The sequence below is a fragment of the Frankia sp. AgB1.9 genome (genome assembly GCF_016786355.1).
Taxonomy (GTDB): Bacteria; Actinomycetota; Actinomycetes; order Frankiales; family Frankiaceae; genus Pseudofrankia.
This window is the reverse complement of sequence record NZ_JADWYX010000076.1, coordinates 17,573-38,791: the sequence shown is the minus strand read 5'-3', so window position 1 is coordinate 38,791 and position 21,219 is coordinate 17,573. Positions and strand designations below refer to the sequence as shown.

General features: G+C 72.9%; 18 protein-coding genes and 1 pseudogene. 7 read left to right on the top strand and 12 right to left on the bottom strand.

The window, feature by feature from the left end; translation table 11 throughout:
• Positions 1-77: 77 nt before the first annotated feature.
• Together I6A60_RS26585 and I6A60_RS26580 are read right to left on the bottom strand one after the other, a co-directional pair.
• The gene (locus tag I6A60_RS26585) at positions 78-758 is read right to left on the bottom strand and encodes a nitroreductase family protein (RefSeq protein ID WP_203023223.1); all 681 of its coding nucleotides are present in this window, start codon (positions 756-758) and stop codon (positions 78-80) included.
• Between the two features lie 78 nt (positions 759-836).
• Positions 837-1,790 (bottom strand): NAD(P)-dependent oxidoreductase, encoded by a 954-nt coding sequence (locus I6A60_RS26580; protein ID WP_203023222.1) that lies wholly within the window; start codon positions 1,788-1,790, stop codon positions 837-839.
• Between the two features lie 91 nt (positions 1,791-1,881).
• On the opposite strand from I6A60_RS26580, the gene I6A60_RS26575 reads away from it, so the two are divergent.
• Positions 1,882-2,784, top strand: a complete 903-nt coding sequence (locus I6A60_RS26575; protein WP_307873885.1) for an acyl-CoA thioesterase domain-containing protein — start codon at positions 1,882-1,884, stop codon at positions 2,782-2,784.
• Positions 2,785-2,811: 27 nt separating this feature from the next.
• Here I6A60_RS26575 and I6A60_RS26570 read toward each other — a convergent pair whose 3' ends face one another.
• Positions 2,812-4,149 (bottom strand): NAD(P)/FAD-dependent oxidoreductase, encoded by a 1,338-nt coding sequence (locus I6A60_RS26570; protein WP_203023221.1) that lies wholly within the window; start codon positions 4,147-4,149, stop codon positions 2,812-2,814.
• A 94-nt stretch (positions 4,150-4,243) separates the two neighbouring features.
• Positions 4,244-4,978 (bottom strand): SDR family oxidoreductase, encoded by a 735-nt coding sequence (locus tag I6A60_RS26565; protein WP_203025114.1) that lies wholly within the window; start codon positions 4,976-4,978, stop codon positions 4,244-4,246.
• A 92-nt stretch (positions 4,979-5,070) separates the two neighbouring features.
• Here I6A60_RS26565 and I6A60_RS26560 point away from each other — a divergent pair, with 92 nt between their 5' ends.
• The gene (locus tag I6A60_RS26560) at positions 5,071-5,550 is read left to right on the top strand and encodes an Rrf2 family transcriptional regulator (protein ID WP_203025115.1); all 480 of its coding nucleotides are present in this window, start codon (positions 5,071-5,073) and stop codon (positions 5,548-5,550) included.
• 158 nt (positions 5,551-5,708) lie between these two features.
• Here the strand turns inward: I6A60_RS26560 and I6A60_RS26555 are convergent, their stop codons facing one another.
• From I6A60_RS26555 to I6A60_RS26535, 5 genes are all read right to left on the bottom strand, one after another.
• The gene (locus tag I6A60_RS26555) at positions 5,709-6,692 is read right to left on the bottom strand and encodes an ABC transporter permease (protein ID WP_203025116.1); all 984 of its coding nucleotides are present in this window, start codon (positions 6,690-6,692) and stop codon (positions 5,709-5,711) included.
• Complete coding sequence (locus I6A60_RS26550; RefSeq protein WP_374113384.1) at positions 6,689-9,334, bottom strand: alpha/beta fold hydrolase; 2,646 nt, start codon at positions 9,332-9,334, stop codon at positions 6,689-6,691. Before I6A60_RS26550 ends, I6A60_RS26555 begins: the two co-directional genes overlap by 4 nt.
• A gap of 134 nt (positions 9,335-9,468) precedes the next feature.
• On the bottom strand, positions 9,469-10,095 hold the full coding sequence (locus I6A60_RS43695; RefSeq protein ID WP_307873884.1) for a response regulator transcription factor: 627 nt from the start codon (positions 10,093-10,095) through the stop codon (positions 9,469-9,471).
• Positions 10,092-12,095, bottom strand: a complete 2,004-nt coding sequence (locus I6A60_RS43690; RefSeq protein ID WP_203042375.1) for a sensor histidine kinase — start codon at positions 12,093-12,095, stop codon at positions 10,092-10,094. Before I6A60_RS43690 ends, I6A60_RS43695 begins: the two co-directional genes overlap by 4 nt.
• A 29-nt stretch (positions 12,096-12,124) precedes the next feature.
• Complete coding sequence (locus I6A60_RS26535) at positions 12,125-12,802, bottom strand: hypothetical protein (protein WP_203042374.1); 678 nt, start codon at positions 12,800-12,802, stop codon at positions 12,125-12,127.
• A 408-nt stretch (positions 12,803-13,210) separates the two neighbouring features.
• On the opposite strand from I6A60_RS26535, the gene I6A60_RS26530 reads away from it, so the two are divergent.
• From I6A60_RS26530 to I6A60_RS26515, 4 genes are all read left to right on the top strand, one after another.
• Positions 13,211-13,786 carry a DUF302 domain-containing protein gene (locus I6A60_RS26530; protein ID WP_203025120.1) on the top strand — a complete coding sequence of 192 codons (576 nt, stop codon included), beginning with the start codon at positions 13,211-13,213 and terminating at the stop codon, positions 13,784-13,786.
• On the top strand, positions 13,783-14,775 hold the full coding sequence (locus I6A60_RS26525; protein ID WP_203025121.1) for an NAD(+)/NADH kinase: 993 nt from the start codon (positions 13,783-13,785) through the stop codon (positions 14,773-14,775). The genes I6A60_RS26530 and I6A60_RS26525 overlap by 4 nt, the downstream gene beginning before the upstream one ends.
• Positions 14,776-14,865: 90 nt before the next feature.
• Positions 14,866-15,576 (top strand): M24 family metallopeptidase, encoded by a 711-nt coding sequence (locus I6A60_RS26520; RefSeq protein ID WP_238436298.1) that lies wholly within the window; start codon positions 14,866-14,868, stop codon positions 15,574-15,576.
• 132 nt (positions 15,577-15,708) lie between these two features.
• The gene (locus I6A60_RS26515) at positions 15,709-16,467 is read left to right on the top strand and encodes a helix-turn-helix domain-containing protein (protein WP_203025123.1); all 759 of its coding nucleotides are present in this window, start codon (positions 15,709-15,711) and stop codon (positions 16,465-16,467) included.
• A 51-nt stretch (positions 16,468-16,518) separates the two neighbouring features.
• Here I6A60_RS26515 and I6A60_RS26510 read toward each other — a convergent pair whose 3' ends face one another.
• Positions 16,519-17,292, bottom strand: coding sequence for a class I SAM-dependent methyltransferase (locus I6A60_RS26510; protein ID WP_307873883.1), 774 nt, complete (start codon positions 17,290-17,292; stop codon positions 16,519-16,521).
• A 1,074-nt stretch (positions 17,293-18,366) separates the two neighbouring features.
• Here I6A60_RS26510 and I6A60_RS44180 point away from each other — a divergent pair.
• Positions 18,367-19,293: pseudogene (locus I6A60_RS44180) on the top strand (DUF222 domain-containing protein); the annotation flags it as partial.
• Positions 19,294-19,461: 168 nt separating this feature from the next.
• On the opposite strand, the gene I6A60_RS26500 reads toward I6A60_RS44180, so the two are convergent.
• Both I6A60_RS26500 and I6A60_RS26495 read right to left on the bottom strand, forming a co-directional pair.
• Positions 19,462-20,388: a hypothetical protein gene (locus I6A60_RS26500; RefSeq protein WP_203025125.1), complete on the bottom strand. Its 927-nt coding sequence runs from the start codon at positions 20,386-20,388 to the stop codon at positions 19,462-19,464.
• A 16-nt stretch (positions 20,389-20,404) separates the two neighbouring features.
• The gene (locus I6A60_RS26495) at positions 20,405-20,650 is read right to left on the bottom strand and encodes a helix-turn-helix domain-containing protein (RefSeq protein ID WP_203025126.1); all 246 of its coding nucleotides are present in this window, start codon (positions 20,648-20,650) and stop codon (positions 20,405-20,407) included.
• Positions 20,651-21,219 lie beyond the last annotated feature (569 nt).

Below are 21,219 nucleotides of genomic sequence, written 5' to 3'. Positions count from 1 at the left end.
TGCAAGGGCTCGCCCGCGCGGCGCCGCGCCCGCGGTGACGCGTGTCTCGGCGCCTAGGGCCGCGCGTGTCTCCGCGCCTACGCCGTGGTGGGGCCCCCGTCCGGGGGCCAGAGGGGGGCGGGCACCTCGAAGCCCAGCGGGCCGTTCCAGCTGTTGCGCGCGGCCACCTCGTGTACCGGTCGCCGGCCGGCGACACCCCAGCGCCCGGTCGGGTAGCCGAAGCTGACGCAGCAGGCGTTGATCCACCCCTCGTCGCGCGGGACCTCCAGGATCTCCAGCACCTCGTCCTTCGCGAAGACCCCGAGCACGCTGGTGAGCGAGCTTCCGATGCCCTCGGCTCTGGCGGCGAGCTGCGCGTTCCAGACGGCCGGGTAGATCGAGCCGCCGGTCGGGTCACGCTGCACGAACGCGAACAGGAACAGCGGCACCTCGGCGAAATGGTCCGCCAGCCAGTCCGACGAGCGCTGGATGCGCAGCAGGGTGGCGCTGTCCTCGCTGTCGGGGGTGGCTCGGGCCGCGGCGAGGCGGTCGGCGTAGAAGGTCTCCCACAGGGTCGTCAGCGCCTTGCGGTAGAGCGGCGCCAGCCGGCCCTTGACCGCCTGGTCGTCGACGAGGAGGAACCGCCAGCCCTGGGTGTTGCCGCCGCTTGGCGCCCTGATCGCCGCGTCGAGGATCCGAGCCTGGGCGTCCGCCGGGATCGGGTCCGGGCGCACCCGGCGCATCGCCCTCGTCGTGTAAAGCGCCTCGTGAACATCCATGTCGGTTCTCCGCTCTCTTCGAGGCCGCCAGCCAGCCTCCGACGATTCTTCCCGTTCAGCCCGTCAGCCCTTCGGCCGTCAGCCCCTCGACTCGGCGGCGGCAAGCCGGTCCGGGAACAGCTGCTCGGCGAGCCGGCGGAAGCCGTCGCGCCAGCCGACCCGGCAAGGGCCCGTGATCGAGGCTCGCCGGGTGTGGTCACCCACGGAGCCGACGGACGCGCCCGGGATCGGCTCGACCTCGACCTCGGCCGGGACGCCGAGGAGCTCGCCGAAGTACGCCGCCCACTGCTGGACGCTCACCGCGTCGTCGCCGGCCCAGTTCACGATCGTCGCGGGCACGCTCGCGGCACCCAGCAGCGGTTCGAGCTGCGCGCAGATGTCGTCGTCGTGGATCGGGCTGTACGGCATCGGGTCCCAGCGGGTCCGGACGCGCTCGCCGGCCGCGACCGCCGCCAGGTGCCAGCTCGGGAGGCCGCCCTGGTCGCCGTACGCGCAGCCCATCCGGGCGATCGTCACCGGCAGGCCGAACGACCGGGCGCAGTACCGGGCCACCGCCTCCTGGGCGATCTTGGACACCGAGTACGGGGCCGACGGGGGCGCCATCGAGTCCCCGAGTGGATCGCCCTCCGCGAAGGCGTGCCACGGGTCCGGATGCGGCTTGTACGTCGAGACCGTCGACATCACGAGCGCCGCCCGCGCGCGGCGGCAGTGTTCCAGCAGCCGGCCGGTCGCCTCGGCGTTCACCCGGATCGCCCGGTCGTAGTCGTCCGGGCTGAAGTCGGCCGCCAGGTGCAGCAGCACGGTGAAGTCGGTGGGCAGCGCGTCGAGCGGGCCGTCGGCGAGGTCCACCGCCCGGGTCGTCACGCCGAGCGCCTCGACCCTGGCGCGCGAGTCCGGGTCGCTGAACCGGGCGATGCCCCAGACCTCGTTGTCGCCCGCCAGCGAGCGGGCCAGCCCGTGGGCGATCCGGCCCGCCGGGCCCGTGATCAGGATCTTCTCGCCGGTCAGCACGGCAATCGCCCGTCGTGGCATCTCACGGACTGTGCAGCCTAGTTTGGGCGGCGGGCCGAGGCCAGCCGTTGAATATTTGATCCAAACTGTGGGCGGATGATGTGATGACCGAGTGAGCGTCGACCTCGACCTGCGCCGGGCGGTCCTCGGGTCGCTCGACGGGCTGCTCGCCGCCTTCGCGCTCGAACCGCTGGGGGCCGACCGTTTCCAGGCCCGCTCGGAGCCAGCGCGGTTCAACCGGCTCTTCGGCGGGCAGCTGCTCGCGCAGGCGCTCGTGGCGGCTGGCGTGACCGTTGCCGACCAGCGGCCGTGCTCCCTGCACGCCTCCTTCGTCCGCGCCGGCAGGCCGGGCGTCCCGGTGGAGTTGGCCGTCGAGCGGGTCCGCGACGGCCGGTCGATGTCGACCCGGCGGGTCACGGTAGCGCAGGGCGACCGGGTGCTGCTGACCGCGATCGTCACGTTCGACGCGGGCGGTGCCGGACCCGAGGCCCCGGTCGACCCGACCGTCGCGACCGCGGACCCGCGGCGGCTGCCGCTGCTCCAGGACTGGGCGCGGGAGGCCCCGGTTGACCTGCGGCCCCAGGCGCTGGCCTGGGTCGACCAGCCGCCGCCGCTGGAGATGCGGCTCGCCGAGCCGGTCGTCTTCATGGGCGGCGCCCCGGCCGGCGGCCCGCGCGCGCACTGGATGCGGCTGCCCCGCGACGTCGGCGCAGACCCGAGCCTGCACACGGCGCTGCTCACCTACGCGAGCGACTACTTCCTGCTCGACATGGCCTTCCGCGCCTACCCGGACGACGCCGGCCCGGAGTTCGCGTCGGCCTGCAGCCTCGACCACGCCATCTGGCTGCACCACCCGGTGCGGTTCGACCGCTGGCACCGGCACACCCAGGAGACGGTCGTCGTCGCGGGCCATCGCGGCCTCGTCCGAGGGGCGATCCATGACGCCGACGGCCACCTGGTGGCCACCGTGGCCCAGGAAGTGCTCGTGCGCCCGAGAGGAGCGCCGACGCGATGACCGCCCCGCCCGCGGCGGTTCGTGGGCTCAGCCCGGCTCCGCCGGGAGGGCGGCCGGCTCCCCGCCGGTGACGAACGCGTCGCGGGGGCTCTGCACGGCGGCGAGGGAGAGGATGTCGCGGCCGAACAGGGCAGCGGTGGCCCAGACCGCGAAGACCCGGACCTTGCGTTCCCAGGTGGGGATCGCCAGCACGTGGTAGCCGCGGTGCATGAGCCAGGCGGGCAGCCCGGTGATGACCAGACGCCGATACTGGAAGATGCCCCGGCCGATGCCGAGGGTCGCGACGGTGCCCAGGCTGTGGTGGACGTACGCCTTCGGCTCCCGGCCACGCAGCGTCGCGATGACGTTGCGGGCCAGCAGCTTTCCCTGCCGGTAGGCGTGCTGGGCGTTGGCGACCGTGTGCGCGCCCGCGACGGGTGAGGCGAGGTCGGGCACCGCGGCGTCGTCGCCGGCCGCCCATGCGTCGGGCACGGGGTCGCTCGCGGTGCCGACGCGCAGGTCCGTCCGGACGACGACCAGGCCGCGCTCGTCGACGGGCAGGTCGGTGTGCCGGCCGATGACGGGGTTGACCCCGTTGCCCGCCGTCCAGACGATCAGCTCGGCGTCGAACTCCTCGCCGCTGGAGAGCACGACGTGCCCGTCGGCCGCGGACGTGACCTGGGTGTTCAGGTGGACCCGCCCGCCCCGCCGTTCCAGCGAGCGCACCACCCACCGCCCCGGCTTGTCGGTGACCTCCGGCAGGATCCGGCCGAACGCCTCGACGAGGTGGAACCGCAGCTCGTCGCGGCGCAGTTCCGGGTAGCGCTTCAGCAGCGCCGTCGCGAGCGACAGCAGCTCACCGAAGGCCTCGACCCCGGAGAAGCCGCCGCCCACGACGGCGACGGTCAGCAGCCGCTGGCGGCCGGGTCCCGGTGCCAGCGCGGCGGCCCGGTCGAACGCGGTGAGCAGCCGGTCACGGATCGCGACGGCCTCCTCGACGTGCTTGAGGCCGATCGCCTGCTCCGCGATGCCCGGGACGGGGATCTTCCGGGTGACGGCGCCGGCGGTGACGACGATCAGGTCGTAGCCGAGGGTGCGGGTGTCGCCGTCGGGAAGCTGGACGGTGACCGACCGGTGCGCGTGGTCGACGGCCGTCACCGTCGCGGCGACGACGCGGGTGCGGCGCAGGTGGCGGCGCAGCGAGACGGCGGCGTGCCGCGCCTCGACCGAGCCGGCCATGACCTCGGGCAGGAACGGCTGGTAGGTCATGTAGGGGCGGGGGTCGACCAGGGTGACCTCGGCCTCGCCCGACCGCAGTTTCCGCTCCAGCCGCCAGGCGGCGTAGAAACCGGCGTAGCCACCGCCGACGATGAGGATCTGGCGCACGGATGTCCCCTGTTCCCTCGAACCACTCGTCAGACGAGGCGGCGCCGCGGACTGTGACACCCGCGGCGCCGCGGCCGCTGGCATGACGGTCGGGCTACCGCGACCGTAGCCAGTCGCGGTAGCGCGTGGTGGCCAGATGCGCGCCTTCGCCCGTGGTGAGGACGTCTCCCTTCACGGGGGCGAACAGCCCCGCGGTGTCGTCGGTGACGACCGTGCGGCCGTCGCCGGTCGCGGCCACGGTGAGGCGGCCCAGCTCATCGAGGGCGAAGACCTCGGGCCCGCCGATGTCGCGGGTGCCGCGCAGCGGCGCGCCGGTCGCGACCTCGGCGACGGCGGCCGCGACCTCGGCGGCGGCGATCGGCTGGATCGGCGTGCCCGGCAGGCGCACGACGTCGCTGTCGGTCGTGAGGTCGAGCACCGTCGGGACGAACTCCATGAACTGGGTGGCGCGCACGATCGAGTGAGGGATCGGCCCCGCCTTGATCAGGTCCTCCTGCAGCGTCTTGGCCCGGTAGTAGGGCAGGTCGGGCACCTGGTCGACGCCGACGATCGACAGCGCGACGACGTGGCCGACGCCGGCCTTCGCCGCCGCGCCCAGCAGGTGGGTGACGGAGGAGCGGAAGAACTCCAGCGACGCCTCGTCGAAGGTCGGCGAGTTGGTCACGTCCACGACCACCTCGGCGCCGCGGACCGCGTCGTCGAGCCCCGCGCCGGTCAGCAGGTCGACCCCGGTCGAGCGCGAGTGCGCGGCGACGTCGTGGCCCGCCGCCGTGAGATTCCGCGCGACCTGTGCTCCGATGAGGCCGGTACCGAGAACCGTGATCTTCATGCGAACCCTCTCAAACTCGGATGCAATGTGTCCGGGTCACGATACCCGGACACCTGTTGTCCGGGTCAAGGGTTTGTCGATACGCTGGCTTTGTGAGGTTGTCCGGCGGGGTCGAGACGGCGCTGCACTGCTGCGTCGTGCTGACCGCCGCGGCCGAGCCGGTGCCCGCGGCGCGCCTCGCCGAGCTGCACGGCGTCTCGGCGACCTACCTGGCCAAGCAGTTGCAGGCGCTGTCCCGGGCGCGGCTGGTCCAGTCGGTGCAGGGCAAGGCCGGCGGCTACGTGCTGACCCGCCCGCCGGAGGAGATCAGGGTCCTCGACGTCGTCGAGGCGGTCGACGGCGCGGCGCCGACGTTCGTGTGCACGGAGATCCGCCAGCGCGGCCCGCTGGCCGCGCCGCCGGAGGCCTGCACCGCGCCGTGCGCGATCAAGCGCACCATGATCACCGCAGACCAGGCGTGGCGCGCCGTGCTGCGCGAGGTCTCGATCGCCGACCTGGCGCGGATGGTCGGCCAGGGCTACGACACCGACGTGATGGGCTCGGTCGGCGCCTGGCTGGCGGCGGGCGCCTGACCCGAACCGGCGGGCGCTAGGTGACGATGTCCGACGCTCCCCGACAAGATCATGATCGCGAGTTTGGCCCTCAAATGGTTGCGACCAGGCCCGATTCACGACCATCCGAGGGCCAAAACGGCGATCACCGCGCCGGGCCGACCTTCGCGGGCACAGCGCTAGCTGACGATGTCCTTGCGCTGGAACCGCCACCAGGCGAGGGCGAAGAACGCCGCCGAGTAGACCAGGGCGACGCCGGTGCCGCGCATCATGTTGTCCCACTGGATGCCGGGCCCGAGGGCGTCGAGCCAGGCGTACTGGAAGTGGGTGGGCAGGAACCGGCGGTACGGGTCCAGCGCGGTGATCGAGTCGAGGATGTTCGACAGGACCATGACCATGGTCGCCCCGCCGACGGCGCCCAGCGGGGCGTCCGTGACCACCCCGAGCAGGAACGCGAGCGCCGCGACCAGCAGCGACTGCAGGCTCACGTAGCCGACGACGATCAGCAGCCTCGTCAGCCCTTCCCCGGTCGTGAACGACCCGCCCGTGCCGGACTGCGCCGGCGCCCACCCGAAGAAGAGCCCGCCGACGACCAGCGCCCAGCCGGGCAGCAGGACGTTCGTGCTGAGGCTCAGCGACAGGGCGACGATCAGCTTCTGCCGCAGCAGCCGCGGCCGGGGGACCGGGATCGCGAGCAGGTACCGCAGCGACGACCAGCTCGCCTCGCTGGCCACCGTGTCGCCGCAGAACAGGGCGACCAGCACGACGAGCAGGAACGAGGCCGAGGCGGACTCGGTGAACAGCGCGAAATTGGTCGCGCCCGTCGTCGCCAGGCTCACCAGCAGCTGCCCCTGGAAGTTGCCGTTGTTCGCCGATCCCGACGAGTCCGGTGAGCTGACCTGGAAGGCGAGCGCGATCGCCAGCGGCAGCAGCAGCAGGATGAGCCCGACCAGGAGGGTCCGCCGACGCCGCAGCTGGCGGACGAACTCGACCCGGGCCCGCAGCGTGCGCTCGGGCCGGAAGCCGTTGTCGTGGGCCTCGGCGACGTCCATCAGCCGGTCGTGCGCGCCGCGCTGGGTCGGCGGGGGCCGCAGGCCGTCGAGCGCGTCCGTGGCTGGCAGCGCGCCTGTGGGTGGCGGCGCGTTCGTGGGTGGCACTGTCATTGATCCGCCCCGACCATCCTGAGGAACACTTCCTCCAACGAGCGCTGCGCCGGCATGACCTGCGCGCTGACCCCCGCGGTGGCGAGGATCTGCCGCGCCTTCTCCGCGTCGTCGACGACCAGCTGCGGCGCTCCCGCTCCGACGATCTCCTGCACCGACCCGGCCGCGACCAGCTTCCCCTTGTGCATGACCACGACGTGGGTGCAGGTCTGTTCGACCTCGGCGAGCAGATGGCTGGAGATCACCACGGTGCGCCCCGTCGCGGCGTAGCGGCGCAGGACCTCGCGCATCTCGGCGATCTGGGGCGGGTCCAGGCCGTTGGTCGGCTCGTCGAGGACGAGCAGCTCGGGCAGCCCGAGCATGGCCTGGGCGATCGCCAGGCGCTGGCGCATGCCCTGGCTGTAGGTCTTGACCCGCCGCTCGACCGACGGGCCGAGCCCGGCGATCTCCAGCGCGGTGTCGAACTGGGCGTCCTGCGGCGGCCGGCCGGTCGCGGCCCAGAAGAGACGCAGGTTGTCCCGCCCCGACAGGTGCGGCAGCAGGCCCGGGCCCTCGATGAACGTGCCGACCTTGGAGAGCACCGGCGCGCCGGCCTCGACCCGCTCGCCGAACACGTGGACCGTCCCGGCGGTCGGCCTGATCAGTCCCATGAGGACGCGCAACGCGGTGGTCTTCCCGGCCCCGTTCGGCCCCAGCAGCCCGACGACCTGGCCGCGCTCGACCCGGAAGCTCACCCCGTCGACCGCGCGGAACCCGTCGCCGTACTCCTTGACCAGGCCGTCGATCACGACCGGGACCAGCGCCAGCTCGTCCACCACGACGCGCCGCGCCCGCCGCCGCGCGCCCGACACCAGAATGCCGGCCAGCAGCAGCGCCATCGCCGCGACGCCGGCCAGCAGCCAGGCCCACGGCAGGCCGCCGGCCCGCGCGGTCCGCCCGTCGATCCCGGCGACCGTCAGGTCACCCTGCAACGACGCGTTGTCCAGGGCGACCGTGTACGCGCGCGGCGACGTCGGCAGCTGGTAGGCCGAGTCGGTGGTGCCGACGGTGACGACGACGCGGTGGCCGGCCGGGATCGACGCGACGACGGCGGGCAGCGTCACGGTCACGGTCCGCGTGACGCCCGGCTGCAGGCCGGTGAGCCGGATCGGCGCCACCAGGCCGTTCGGCAGCCGCAGCCCCTCGTCCGGGTCCAGGTCGGCGAGCGCCGCGAACAGGGTCGCGTCCGTCGCTCCCCGCGCGGCCACCTGGATGGTGATCGTCGAGGAGCCGGCGACGAGCATCGACCTGGGCAGCGGCGCGGACGCGAAGGCCGCCACCTGACCGGGAATCGTGGCGAGGCCCGCCGACCCGGACAGCGGCGCCGCCGCCCCGCCGAGCGCGGTCACGTTGGACAGCAGCGCGCCCAGACCCGGGACGGACGTGACGGCGGCCGGGTTGCCACCGGCGGGCGCGTAGACGGTCTGGGGCGGGCCCGCGACGGTGAGGTGGCTGGTCCGCCGGCTCGTCGTGGCGTCGTCGGCGCGCAGGGTGCGCGCGACGGCCTGCCCGGTGTCGGTGGAGATCGCGCTGCCGGGCACGGCGACGTCGAACGACGTGTCGAGCCGCCCGTGGCGCAGCAGGACCGGGCCGAACCAGTCCGCCACGTACCCGGCCAGCTCCTTGGCGGACGTCGTCCCGTCGTGGCCGCCGGAGCGCCAGATCTCCTTGACCGGCGTGCCATGGGCGGCCAGGCCGCGGGCGTTCGCGTCGGCCTGGCCGAGCCCGAACAGCGAGTCCTGCTCGCCCTGGATCAGCACCGTCGGGGCCGTGATCCGGTCGAGCACGGTCGCGGGGCTGGACGCCCGCAGCAGCGCCAGCATCGCGCCGTCGCTCTGCCCGGTGGTGGCCGCGTGCTGGTAGGCCGCGCACAGGTCCGGCGCGAACCGGCCGCACGCGCCGGGCTGCTGGCCGGCCGCGGAGCTGAACAGCACGCCGGCCCACTGCTTCTTGAAGACGCCGGGGTCGGTGGCACCGGCGTTCGGGAACAGCGCCGTCGACAGGTCGTTCCAGGTGATGTCCGCGGCGACGGCGTCGATGCGCTTGTCCTGGCCGGCGGCCAGCAGCCCGAGCGCGCCGCCGTAGGACGAGCCGGCGACCCCGAGCCGCGGGTCGCCGGGGGAGTCCTTGAGCACCTGGGGCAGCGTCGCCAGGTAGGTGACCAGCTTGCTCGCGTCGGCGACCTCGTAGGCCTGCGCGTCCAGGTGGACCAGCCCGCCCGACCGGCCGAAGCCCCGCGCGCTGTAGGCGAGGACGACGTAGCCGCGCGTCGCCAGGGCGTGGGCCGCGGTGTCGAGGTCGTCCTTGGACCCGCCGAACCCCTGCGCGAGCAGGATCGCCGGCGCCGGCGTCGACCTCGGCAGGTAGAGGGTCGTGTCCAGCATCACCCGGCCGCCGTTCTCCGGGGTGCCGGTGACGAACCGGGACTGGGTGCGGATCGCGGTGTCGGGGCCGGCCGCCGCCACGACGACCAGCGCGGCGACCACGGCCAGGACCACCGCCGCGCTGACGGCGGCGAGTCGGCGCCGGCCCGTGAGGAACGCCCGCACCGCGGCTGGCCCGGATCCGGCGCGTCCCCACCGTCGACCACCGATCGAGCCCACACGTGCCACCGAGAGGTCACTCCCTTCGCGCGATCGTGCGACTGGCTGTGTCGACCGTAACGGGCCGCGGCCGCCCGCCGTCCGTCGCGTCGGCGGGAGGCCTCCCGGGGAAAACCCAGTGCCTCAGGGGCTGGTCAGCCCGCGCGGCCGTCGCGGGCCCGGATCGCCGCCTGGGTGCGGTCGGTGACCTGCAGCTTCTCCAGCACGCGCGAGACATAGTTCTGGACCGTCTTGAGCGAGAGCCCCAGCGCTCTGGCTATCTGCTGGTTCGTCGCGCCCTCGGCGATCATCGCGAGGACGTCGCGTTCCCGGTCGGTCAGGCGGTCGTCGCCGACCGGCCGGCGGCCCAGCGTCGCGGCGAGAAGGTTCTTCGCGACGCCGGCGCCGAAGACCGCGCCGCCGCCGGCCGCCGTGCGGGTGGCGGCGGCGATCTCCTCGCCGGTCGAGCCCTTGAGGACGTACCCCGCGGCACCCGCGCGGATCGCGGCGAGCACGGTGTCGTCGTCGTCGACCATGGTCACCGCGAGGACGGCCACGGTGGGCGCGGCGGCGACGATCCGTCTCGTCGCCTCGACGCCGGAGATCCCGGGCAGGTTGAGATCCATCAGGACGACGTCCGGCCGCGTCTCGGCGGCGAGGTCGACGGCCTGCTCGCCGGTCTCGGCCACCGCGACCACCTCGAAGTCGCTCACCCGGGCCAGCGACGCGGCGATGCCGTCGCGGAACAGCGGGTGGTCGTCGACGACGAGGAGACGGATCACGGCTGTTCCCCCGTGCGTTCGGTGGGCAGCGGCAGCAGCGCGGTGATCGCGGTGCCGGCGCGGTCGGCGCGGATGGTCAGGGTGCCGCCGAGCTCCTCGGCGCGTTCGCGCATCGTGGCCAGGCCGTGGCCGCCCGAGCTGGGCGGACGCAGGCCGACGCCGTCGTCGCGGATCTCGACGCTCAGCATCCGCTCGCGCAGGTCCACGGTGACCGCGCAGGTCGCGGCGTCGGCGTGGCGGACCGCGTTGGTGACGGCCTCGCAGACGATCCGGTAGAGCGCGACCTCCAGCGCCGCGGGCAGCGCCGGCAGGTCGTCGGCGAACGTCACCCCGATGGCCGGCCCGGACCTCGTGGCCAGCCGGTCGACGGCCTGGGCCAGGGCGGGGCCGAGCCCGAGCTCGTCGATGGCCGGCGGCCGCAGGCCCTCCACCAGCCGCCGCACGTCGACCACGGTCCGGGCGATGTCGTCGCGCAGCAGGGCCAGATCACGCCCGACCGCCGGCGAGTCCTCCTCGACGACCGCGCGGGCGTTGTCCACCTTCAGCATCAGCCCGGCGAGCGCCGGCCCGAGCCCGTCGTGCAGGTCGCGGCGCAACCGGCGCCGCTCCTCCTCCCGGGCGAGGACGAGCCGCTCCCGCGCCCCCTGCAGGTCGTCGGTGAGGGACCGGGCGTGCATCAGCAGGGCGAGCTGCGCGGCCAGGTCGGCGAGGACGCGCCGGTCGGAGCTGCGCAGCGGCGTCGCCGGCTCGGTGTACAGAAGATCACCGGTGTGGCGGCCGTACGCGGTGAGCGGCACGACGACGCTCCCCGGCCCGGGTGTCCCGGCGACGACCAGGCCACCGGAGTCCCGCAGCGCGGCGCCGGTCAGCCCGAGGGTCACGTAGAGCTCGCTGACGACGCCGCCGAGGACGCGCTCGGTGTCGGCCGCGTCCTCGATGCGCGCGCCGAGCCCGGCGAGCACCTCGTACGGCGTGCGCCAACGGCCGTAGGTGATCCGGTTCGCCGCGTCCTGCAGCACGGCCCGCAGCGGCGCGAACGAGACCGCGACGGCTCCGGCCGCGAGCCAGGGCAGCCACCGGGCGCCGGACTGGCCGAGCACCGCGCCCGTCCCCGCGACGACGAGCGCGTACAGCGCGACGATCGAGCCCGACAGCGCCCCCCAGACCAGCGACCGGTTGGCCACCGTCGCCAGGTCGAACACGCCACCCGTCAGCACCGCGACGGCGACGGCCACGGGAACCGGTGCCACCGCGACCGCGAACACCCACGGCGGCGACCCGGCGCCGAACGACGCCGGGATGACCACTACCGGAAGCGCCACGCCGGCCGCGAACACCAGCAGCTGGCGGCGCAGCCGGACGTCGCCGCGTCGCCAGCGGCGCACCATCCCGGCCGCCGAGCCGACGACCGTCACCGCCATCAGCGGCAGGCTCAGGGTGGACAGCAGGTTGCCCACCCCGTGGACCGCCGCCGGCACCGGGCTGTCCCAGCCAGCCCTGGCGAGGACGGAGTTCTCGACGTGCGCGTCGAGCACGGTGCCGACGAACGTGGACGCGAGGCCGGCGACCGCGACGTAGCCGAGCCAGCGCCACCTCGGGCCGGGCAGCCGTCCGTCGGGGAACACGACCGGAACCGCCACGGCCGCGCCGAACCAGCCGGCGGCCCGGATCGACGCCCCGACCACCGCGAGGCCTCCGGCACCGGCGACGGAGCCGGGGTGCGTGACGATGCCCCGCACCGCCAGGTCGAACCCGCCCTCGCCGACACCCCAGGCCGCGCCGGCGGCGGCCATCACCCAGCCGACCCGGTTGTCCGGGCGGGCCAGCGCCAGGACGCACCCGGCGAGCGTGATGAGCACGATCGTCACCGCGAGCGAGACCGCGCCCGCCTGCCCGCTGGTCCCCCCGGCGCGGGCCCACACCGCGACGCCCGAGCCCGCCGCCGCGACGGCGACCGCCGCGAGTGGGATCGCGGCGGTCACCAGGCGCGGACGTGACACATCGGGCATCGTGCCAGCGGCCGCGCCGGTCACGAAAGGGCGCTGGCCAGGTCGTGGTCGGCTGGGACGGGCGTCGCGGCCGACCGGGCCGGGCCGCGCAGCAGCACCACCCCGAGCATGACCAGCCAGACGAGCCACAGCAGGTTGCCCGTGTTGAGCAGGGCCGCCGACGAGGCGCAGACGATCCCGACGACGCCGACGGCGACGCCGGCCCACGCGGCCCACCGGGGCAGCGCCCGGGACGCCAGGCCCGCGGCGCCGACAGCCAGCGCGCACAGGCCGGCCGCCGCCATCGCCAGCTGGTCGGAGAACCTGCTGACGTAGGCCAGCCCGGCGACGACCTGCGGCGCGTAGCCGTGCTTCGCCGCGTAGACGGCGCCACCCGCGCCGGCATAGGCGCCGGCGAGCGTCACCGAGGTCGCGGTCGACCCGGCCGTCGTGATCAGCCGGCTGAACCAGCCGGACGCCTCGGTCGAGCCCCGCAGCAGCCCGGCGACGAGCGTGACCCCCGCGAGCAGGACCAGCCAGGCCAGCGCGACGACGAAGCCGCCGGCGTACATCTTCGTGGCCGAGACCCCGGCGTACGTGCTGACGATCTTCGCGGCCGAGTCGCCGAAGTTCGGCGCCTTCTGCTGCGAGTAACCGGCGAACAGCAGCACGACGTGGGCGATGCACAGAGCTCCGGCGATGCGCCACATGCGTCTCACGAGAAATCCCTCCAGACAGCGGTGAACCAGTGGCGCCAGCTTCGGTGGACCCCGTTCCCAGCCGGTAGGGAGCGGGCTCCCGGGCCAGCTGGGAATCTCGCCGGGGCACCGGGACCGGCCCCATCGCGATGGGGGTTCGGGCTCGGGCTGCTCGTCCCGGCCGCGATCGGCCTGGCCCGGCTCGGCTCGGCGGCGGCCGGTGGCTCGCCGTGGTCGGGGCCGGTCTGGTCGCGCTGGGCGCGCTGGGCGGCCACCGTCCTGGTGTTCCTCCTTTACCTGCTCGTCCTGCTGGGAATGCTTCTGCTGGGCGGCTCGTCCGGGCGCCGCGCGGCTGAGGCCCCGACGGGCCGGGATTCCGGTCCGCGCCCCCGGCCGCCGGATCGCACGCCCAGGACGACGGAGGCGCAGATGAGCACAGGAGCACACGGAGTCCTGAGTCAGGGCGGCCTGAGTGAGGCGACGATCGTGGCCTACGAGGCCCGCCGGTTCACGATCGTCGCCGCCGTCGGCTACGACGAGTTCGTCGCGCGGTTCGAGGCCGCCGTCCCGGTCCTCGAACAGGCCCACTTCCAGGCCATCGTGGACAGTGGCCGCGGCTGGGACGACGTGCTCGCGGCCGCCGACGAGAACGCGCCGCATGGCTTCATGCGGTTCTGGCAGGCCGACGTGACGGCGATGATGAGCCCGCTGGGCCTGCCCTGGCGGTGCGTCGAGTACCTGATGGGCAACCAGACCATCGCCGCGCGCATGTATCGCCACGACCCGGCGGTCATGCTGTACGCGCCGCTGCGGGTCACGATCCACACCCGGCCCGACGGCGCGGCCTGCTTCGGGATCGACCGGCCCGGCGCCCAGCTCGGGAGCTTCACCGATCCGCGGATCGCCTCGGTCGGCCTCGAGCTGGACCGGAAGGTGGCCCAGCTGCTCGAGGCGATCGGCGTCCCGGCGCCGAGCGAGCTCACCGCCGATGACCTCCCGGCGTGACCCGTCCCGTGACTCTCCCGAAGCCGACCCCGCCACGCACGGTCGGCATCGTGTTGCACCCGCGGCGCGACTCGGCCGACGCGGTGGGTGCCATCCTCGACTGGGCCGCCGACCGTGGCGTCCAGGTGCTGGGCGTCGACGAGGAGATCAGCCGGCTGCGGTGCGCCGCCCTGCCGGTGCCCGCCGCGGAGCTGGGCGCCCGCAGTGACCTGGTCGTGAGCCTCGGTGGCGACGGCACCATGCTGCGGGCGATGCGGCTGGCCGACGGCGGGCCGGCGCCCGTGCTCGGCGTCAACCTCGGCAAGCTGGGTTTCCTGCCCGAGGTCGACGTGCCCGACCTTCCCGCGGCCCTGTGCGCGATCGACCAGCAGCGGTACACGGCCGAGCCCCGACTGGCAGTCGACGCCGAGCTGTGCGGCCGAACGGTCAGCGCGTTCAACGACGTCGCGGTCGTGCGGGTGCCCGGCCACGGCGGCAGCGCCGCGGTCTGCCTGCGCGTCGACGACCGGCCGTTCGTCAGCTACGCCGCCGACGCCGTCGTCGTCGCCACCCCGACCGGGTCGACGGCCTACAGCTTCTCCGCCGGCGGGCCGATCGTCAGCCCGTCGGTCGAGGCGCTTCTCGTCACCCCGGCGGCGCCGCACTCCGCGTTCAACCGCGGTCTCGTCCTGTCGGTGCGGGACGACCTGGCTCTCGAGGTCCTACCGGCGAGTGGCCGGCTCGCGGTCGAGGTGGACGGGCACGTGTGCGGCTACGTGGAGCCCGGCGCCAGCATCAGCCTGCGGTCCCGGCCCGCCGCCGCGCACGTCGTGCGTCTCGGCCGGACGACCTTCTACGAGCGCGCCCAGCGCAAGCTGCGGCTGATGGGTTCCGCCGAGGTCGAGGCGGCACCACCGAGCGCCCCCGTCAGCAAGCCCGTCGAGCCGCCTGGTCGGTCGGTCATACCCGGTGGCGTGGAAGCGCTGGGTGCGCGCGACCATCACGTCTGACTCGCCGAGGCCTGGATGGACTCTGACCAGTCCTTGTCCGCTTTCGGGCCTGTTCCGACCCGCTGTTGCTACTTTTCGAGAGTGACCGACCTGACCGAGGACGACGACGTGCGGGCCGCGAAGCTGCTGGACGCGCAGGCCAAGGGCGTCGAGCTGCTCGCCGCCGTCGAGCAGCGCGGTCTGCTCGCGCCCGGCGTGACCGAGGTGCAGGCCAGCAACGCGATCCGCGACCTGGCGGCGGAACTGTTCGGCGTTAGCCGGCACTGGCACAAGCGCATCGTTCGGGCCGGCCCGAACACGCTGCTTCCCTACGCCGAGAACCCGCCCGACCGCCCGATCGGCGCCGACGACATCGTGTTCTGCGACCTCGGGCCGATCTTCGAGGAGTGGGAGGCCGACCTCGGGCGGACCTACGTCCTCGGCGACGACCCGGTCAAGAAGCGGCTGCGGGACGCGCTGCCGCAGGTCTGGAACGGCGGCCGGGAGTACTTCGAGACCCACCCTGACATCACGGGCGAGCAGCTGTTCGCCCAGCTCAACTGGCTCGCCGAGCAAGTGGGCTGGGAGTTCGGCGGCCCGATCGGCGGGCATCTGATCGGGCAGTTCCCGCACGACCGGATCCCGGGGAACAAGATCGAGCTGTACGTCACCCCCGGCTCCGACAAGCCGATGCGCCGCACGGACCAGGCCGGGCGCCCGTGCCACTGGATCCTCGAGGTCCACCTCGTCGACCGGGACCGCCAGATCGGTGGTTTCCACGAGGAGCTGCTGGACCTCGGCTTCCACGGCTCGCCCGGCTGACCGGTCGAGGCTCGGGTCGGGCCCCGGGCCGTCTCCGGCCGCCCCGGGCCGTGTCAGGCCGTCGGTGGTCGGCGAGTGCAGGAACCTGTCCTCGGACGGTAGGCCGGTCCCGCACCGGGTAGCTTCGAGATGATGTACGACGAGCGGCGGGCCAGGACGGTGGCGGCCACGGTGTGGCAGGCCACCGCGGACGGTGGCATACGCCCGGCCGGTCCGATCGAGGCGGGAGCCCTCGGTCCCGGACCATCGACGCACCGCGTGCTGCCGGACGGCTGCATGGACCTGATCTGGTCGCGGGCCGGGGCTGGCGACACCGGCCAGATCATCGTCGCCGGGCCCGACACCGCCGCGACGGTGACGCTCTGGCGGCCGGGCGTGGTCCACCTCGGCCTGCGGTTCGACTCGGCGGTCGGCCCGGCGCACATCGGCGTGCCGGCCAGCGAGGTCCGCGACCGCAGGGTGCCGCTCGCCGAGATCTGGGGCCGGGCCGAGGCGACCCGTCTGGCCGAGCGGCTCGCGGCCGCCGACGCGCCGGCGGCGACGTTCGAGGCCGAGATCTTCCGCCGGGGCCGCCGCGACGGCCTGACAGACCTGCTGGCGCCCTCGGCGCTCGCCGGCATCCGGGCCGGGGCACCGGTGGCCCAGGTCGCCAGGACCGCGGCCCTCAGCGAGCGCCAGCTTCTGCGCCGCTGCCAGCTCGCCGTCGGCTACGGGCCGAAGACCCTCGCGCGGATCGTGCGCTTCCGCCGCGCGGTGGCACTCGCCCGCAGCGGCACACCCTTCGCCGCCGTGGCCGCCGAGGCCGGCTATGCGGACCAGTCTCACCTCGCCCGCGAGGTCCATTCCCTGGGTGGGGCGCCACTCGGCGAGCTGATCGTTCCAGCGGCCTGAAAGCCTCTCTGGGGCGTCGGGGCCGTCTCGCGAGCCAGCCTGGGGGCGCGCTCAGGCCTCGCGAAAGGCGAAGAACGCGACGAGGCGGACGGGCTCGGTGAACCTGTGGTTCGAGGAATGGCGCATCAGCACCTCCGTCAGCTCTTTCTCGAATACGGTGCGCCGATCGCCCAGAAGGCGTCTGACGGGAACCGAAGTCGAGTACATATAGCCGATGATCTGCTCGACGGTCCATTGCCGTTCGAACTCGTAGACGATCCGCTCGACGTGCCGGAACGCGGATCGTCTCAGGACGGTTTCAGGAGATTCCGCGGGCGGCACGAAGGCGCCGTCGCCCACGCGACCCACGGTTCCGAGGAACTTCTCCTGTATCGCCGCGACCGAGCGCTGCCAGTCGGTCTCAGGCCGGACCAGGCAGTTGTCGTTGACGATCGCCAGGCCGCCCGCCGGAGCGACCATTTCGGCGAGCGACTCCAGGACCTGGTCCCGCCGCATCCAGTGGAACGACCGGCCCATGGTCACCAGCTGAAAGACGCCGAGGTCCGAGGGAAGACTCTCCGCGTGTGCCTCCACCCATCGGACATTGTGGATGCCGGCCAGGTCCGCCTGTCGGGCTGCCTCCGCGAGCATGTCAGCTTCGGGATCGACGCCGATCGCCTCGGACACCTGGCTGGCCAGAGCAACGGCCAGAGTGCCGGGCCCGCAACCAAGGTCGAGAAGCCGTCCCGCCCCGGAGAGGGAGAATCTCCGGGCGATCTCGGCCAGGAACGCAGGTGGATAGCCCGGTCGATGACGTGCGTAATACCCGGCGGTTCCGGCGAACACGTCACCAGTCATCGCTCAGACCAATCAGATCGTCGTGGTGCGCACGCGGGCGGAGGTGAGACGGACGGTGCGGCCGCGCTGTCCCACGAGGCAGTGCGTAACACCGATCGCGCGGCGTGTCGTCAGGAACTCCGCCTCTCAGGTCGATCTGGCTCGACGGCGCCGGATCGATTGCACCACCGCGAGGGCCATCAAGACCGCCGTTCGCGGAAGCCCCGCCTCCAAGGTCGGCCTTCGTCGGCGTTGGAGCGGCCGGCCCGAGAGCCCGTCAGGGCGGGTGCCCTTGCGGACTCTCTGGGTGAGTCCTGCCCGTGAAGCCTGCGCTGGCTGGGCTCGGAAGCCTGGCGAACACGCAGGTCTCATGTGTCTGCAGGGTAGGACCCCGCTTGTCAGAAAGGCGCCCGTCAGGGCCGGTGCCCTTGCGGACCTCTCCGGGTGGAGCCCGCCCCTGAAGCCTGTGCTGACTGGGCTCCCGAAGGCTGGCGAACACGCAGGTCTCAAGTGTCCGCAGGGTAAGACCCCGCTTCTCATAAAAGCGCGCGTCAGGCACCCGTTAATTGGGAATTCCCGTACGCGGTGCCGGTCTACCGGATTGCGGATTAATCGCTGCTAGACAAGCGCTTCAACCGTGATCAAGCGCGGTCAGTGAATTGCTGTTGACGCCTCGTGGCCGGTTGCACTTTTCCGGTGAGTCGTTATTGTGGGTGCATGTTCGATTTGCTGGACGGCCGTGAACCGCCGTCCGACCGTCGGTTGTTCGGCAGTCAGTTGTCCGACAGCCAGTCGGTCGATGGTCAATTGCTCGGCGGCCAGTTGTCCGGCAGCGAGCGTGCTCGTGATGCCCGGTTCGTGCGGACGCAGATCTGTCCGGACGCGGCGGCCCGGCCGGTCGGCGATGGCCACGTCGATATCCCGCCTACCGACGGCTCGCCAGCGTCCGACGGCGACCCCGCCGATATCCCGCCTACTGCCGGTTCGCCGACGCCGGACAGCGACCCCGCAGGTGCCCCGTCTACCGTCGACTTACCCGCGCCCGACAGGGACGCTGTCGATGATCTGCTTGGGCGGTTGGGGTTGGTCGATGGGGTGTTCGACGAGGTCCTGGCTGGGCTGGCCTGCTGTGACGCGTCGGCGACGTTGGGGTTGGCGGGGCGGCTGGCGCGGCTGACCTCCCGGTTGGAGGGTTTGACGGTCCATACCCAGGTGCATCTCGCCCGCCAGCGTCCGGCGAATCCCGCCGCGGGGGACGGCGAGCGTGGTGACCTGTACTCGCCGTTCGCCGCGGATGAGCTGGCGGCCGAGCTGGGACAGTCCCCGCGCACGATGTCCAGCCGGCTGGCGACCGCCTGGGAGATCGCCACCCGGCTTCCCTCCGCGTTGGCGGACCTGACCGCGGGGATGCTCGATCACACCCGGCTCGCCGCGCTCCACCAGCTCACCCTCTGCCTCACCGACCGCAACCGCGCCACCGTCGAGGCGGCGATGCTCACCGGGAGCCGGCTGGCGTCCCCACCCCAGTGGCGCCGCAAGATCCACCGCCTCGTCGCCCGGCTCGACCCGGACGCCGCCGCGAAACGCCGCCGCCGCGCCCACACCGAACGCCGAATCGGCATCCAATCCCTCGATGACGGCATGGCCCTACTCACCGCGGTACTCCCCGCCGAGGACGCCCAGGCGATCTACGACCGCATCAACCAGATCGCCCACACCGACAGCCGCCTGGACAGCGACACCCGCTCGATCGACACCCGCCCGATCGACGCCCGACGCGCCGACGTCCTCACCGCCCTACTCCTGGGTAACCGCCGCGAACACGTCAGCGTCGAACTCCAGGTCATCGCCCCCGTTGGCACGTTGGCGGGCCTGGACGACAACCCGACCGAACTCGTCGGCTACGGCCCGATCCCCGCCAAGGTCGGACGCGCACTCGCCGCCGACGCCCACTGGCGCCGTGTCCTGACCGACCCCGAAACCGGCACCGTCCTCGACCTCGGCCACCGTTGCAAGTCGGGTTGTGTACACGCCCTTCTGTCGGGTCTAGCGGCAGCGCGTCCCTGGCTGCTGCCTGTGTCGTGGGCCGTGAGCTGGGAGGTTGCGCTGGTGTAGCGGGTGTGCTTGCTCCAGTGAGCGCTAGCAAGCGTTCTGGCAAGCACCTCGGGCGGGTGGGGGTTAGTGAAGCGGTAGCTGTCGCCACTCGACGATGCGGTCGAGGACGTCTGAGACCCCGTCGGCGCCAATGTGTGGTTTCGCAGCCACGATAAATCGTTGAGCCGCGCTGTCCGTCGAGACTTCCCGCCGATCACCAAAGAGGTCCAGACCTTCATGGGCCAGACTCACCGCATGATCTAGGTCAAGAAGCCCTGAATAGGCCCACATTGTCGCCAGCGCTAGGCAGACGCAACCCTCATAGCCTCGCATTCTAGACCTGCGAAGTACGTTGATCGCCTCCGCGGCCGTTTCCTCGGCCAGCACATTTGAACCAGCCAATGCGAGAGCCACCGTTGAGAAGTACAAAAGCTCGGCGGCGCTTATGCTGTCGAACCACTGTGCCGGTTGATCACTCTGCTGTTCATACGGGAGCGCGTCCCAGCCGGACCATGCTGCCGTCACTGCCGCTCGGGTGCCCGGCGCGTCCCGGAGCATGCCCAGGGCTCGCGCACGCTCAAGATGCAGCCGGACGGCCATCTGAGTGCCGGTCACCCACTCGGACGCCTCAGCGGCGTCATGGGCCGCGCGCTGGGGCCGTCCTTCGTAGAACGCCAGCGCGGTTCCGACGTGCGCTGCCGCCGCGAGGATCTGCGGATCACCCGAGTGCGCGGCGTGTATGCGGGCCTGCCCGACAAGATCAGCAGCAATCTTGGGCTTACCGATCTCGCGCAGCGCATCGGCCTGGACTAGGACGGCCTTCCCCGCGAGCCGGTGCAACGGCGCCTCGGTCTCTCGGGAGCTTCCCAGACCGTGCGTGGCCAGGGTGGCGATACGTCCGGCCATGCTCGCCGTGCGCTGGTAAGGGACCATCTCAAGATCAGCTAGAAGCCATGTGATGTGTTGCTCGGCTTCGGTCACGACGTCGGGCGTCAGGATGGCTCTGGGCATGGTGTGGGGCCTCCCCCTACTCGGCTTCGTCGTACAGAGCCAGCAGCGCGCCCTTGGCACCTGTGACGGAGTCCCACGCGGCCACCACTCGGCGCGGGGGCAGCAGCGGCTCGAATGGATCTTCGGCGTCTTCCACGTAGTCCCTCGGCCAGTCCACGGCCAAGGCCAGCCCGCGCAAGCTCAGTCGGGCGCGCTGCCGACGGGTGCGCAGGGCCTCGGCCAGAGCAAGCCGTGCCGGTGGGATCTGGCGTGGCTTAGTCACGCGGCGATCGTAGACCCGTCACACTACGGCGTGATACACACCCGCCCGCCTGGCGAGGGAATCGGCCCGTATGGGTGTGGCAGTCGGCCCCGTAGCCGGCACGGTCACGAGACGATCGGCGATGACGCCCTCGGGTACGTGGCCGCGATGGCGGGCGTTCGTAACGTGTCGATCGCTGGTGTCGCGGAAGCCGTCCCGCTCGCGGTCTGGCCGCAGGATCTACCAGGGCGCCACGCCCCCTGCCTGCTTGCTGGGGTTAGCGCTGGCAAGCGGTTTGCAAGCGTCTCGGGGGTGTAGCGGCGTAGCGGGGGCGTAGCGGCGGCGCTACCCCCGCCGCTACCTCGCACGTGGGTGTTGAGCTGGGCGTTCGCCAGGAGGTAGCGGGTAGCGGCAAGAACCGCTTCGGCCCCGAAACCGCCGTTTTGGGCCCGCTACGGCCCAAGACCGGCGCTACCCGCTACCTCCCGGCGACGCGCCCCGCTCGGCACGAGGGCCCCGCTCGGCACGAGGGCCCCGCTCGGCACGAGGGCCCCGCTCGGCACGAGGGCCCCGCTCGGCACGAGGGCCCC

Excerpts from the sequence above, each read along its gene's own strand:
- I6A60_RS26585 (WP_203023223.1), bottom strand. The coding sequence starts at position 758 with ATGGATGTTCACGAGGCGCTTTACACGACGAGGGCGATGCGCCGGGTG.
- I6A60_RS26580 (WP_203023222.1), bottom strand. The coding sequence starts at position 1,790 with ATGCCACGACGGGCGATTGCCGTGCTGACCGGCGAGAAGATCCTGATC.
- I6A60_RS26565 (WP_203025114.1), bottom strand. The coding sequence starts at position 4,978 with ATGAAGATCACGGTTCTCGGTACCGGCCTCATCGGAGCACAGGTCGCG.
- I6A60_RS26555 (WP_203025116.1), bottom strand. The coding sequence starts at position 6,692 with ATGACAGTGCCACCCACGAACGCGCCGCCACCCACAGGCGCGCTGCCA.
- I6A60_RS26530 (WP_203025120.1), top strand. The coding sequence starts at position 13,211 with ATGAGCACAGGAGCACACGGAGTCCTGAGTCAGGGCGGCCTGAGTGAG.
- I6A60_RS26515 (WP_203025123.1), top strand. The coding sequence starts at position 15,709 with ATGTACGACGAGCGGCGGGCCAGGACGGTGGCGGCCACGGTGTGGCAG.
- I6A60_RS26500 (WP_203025125.1), bottom strand. The coding sequence starts at position 20,388 with ATGCCCAGAGCCATCCTGACGCCCGACGTCGTGACCGAAGCCGAGCAA.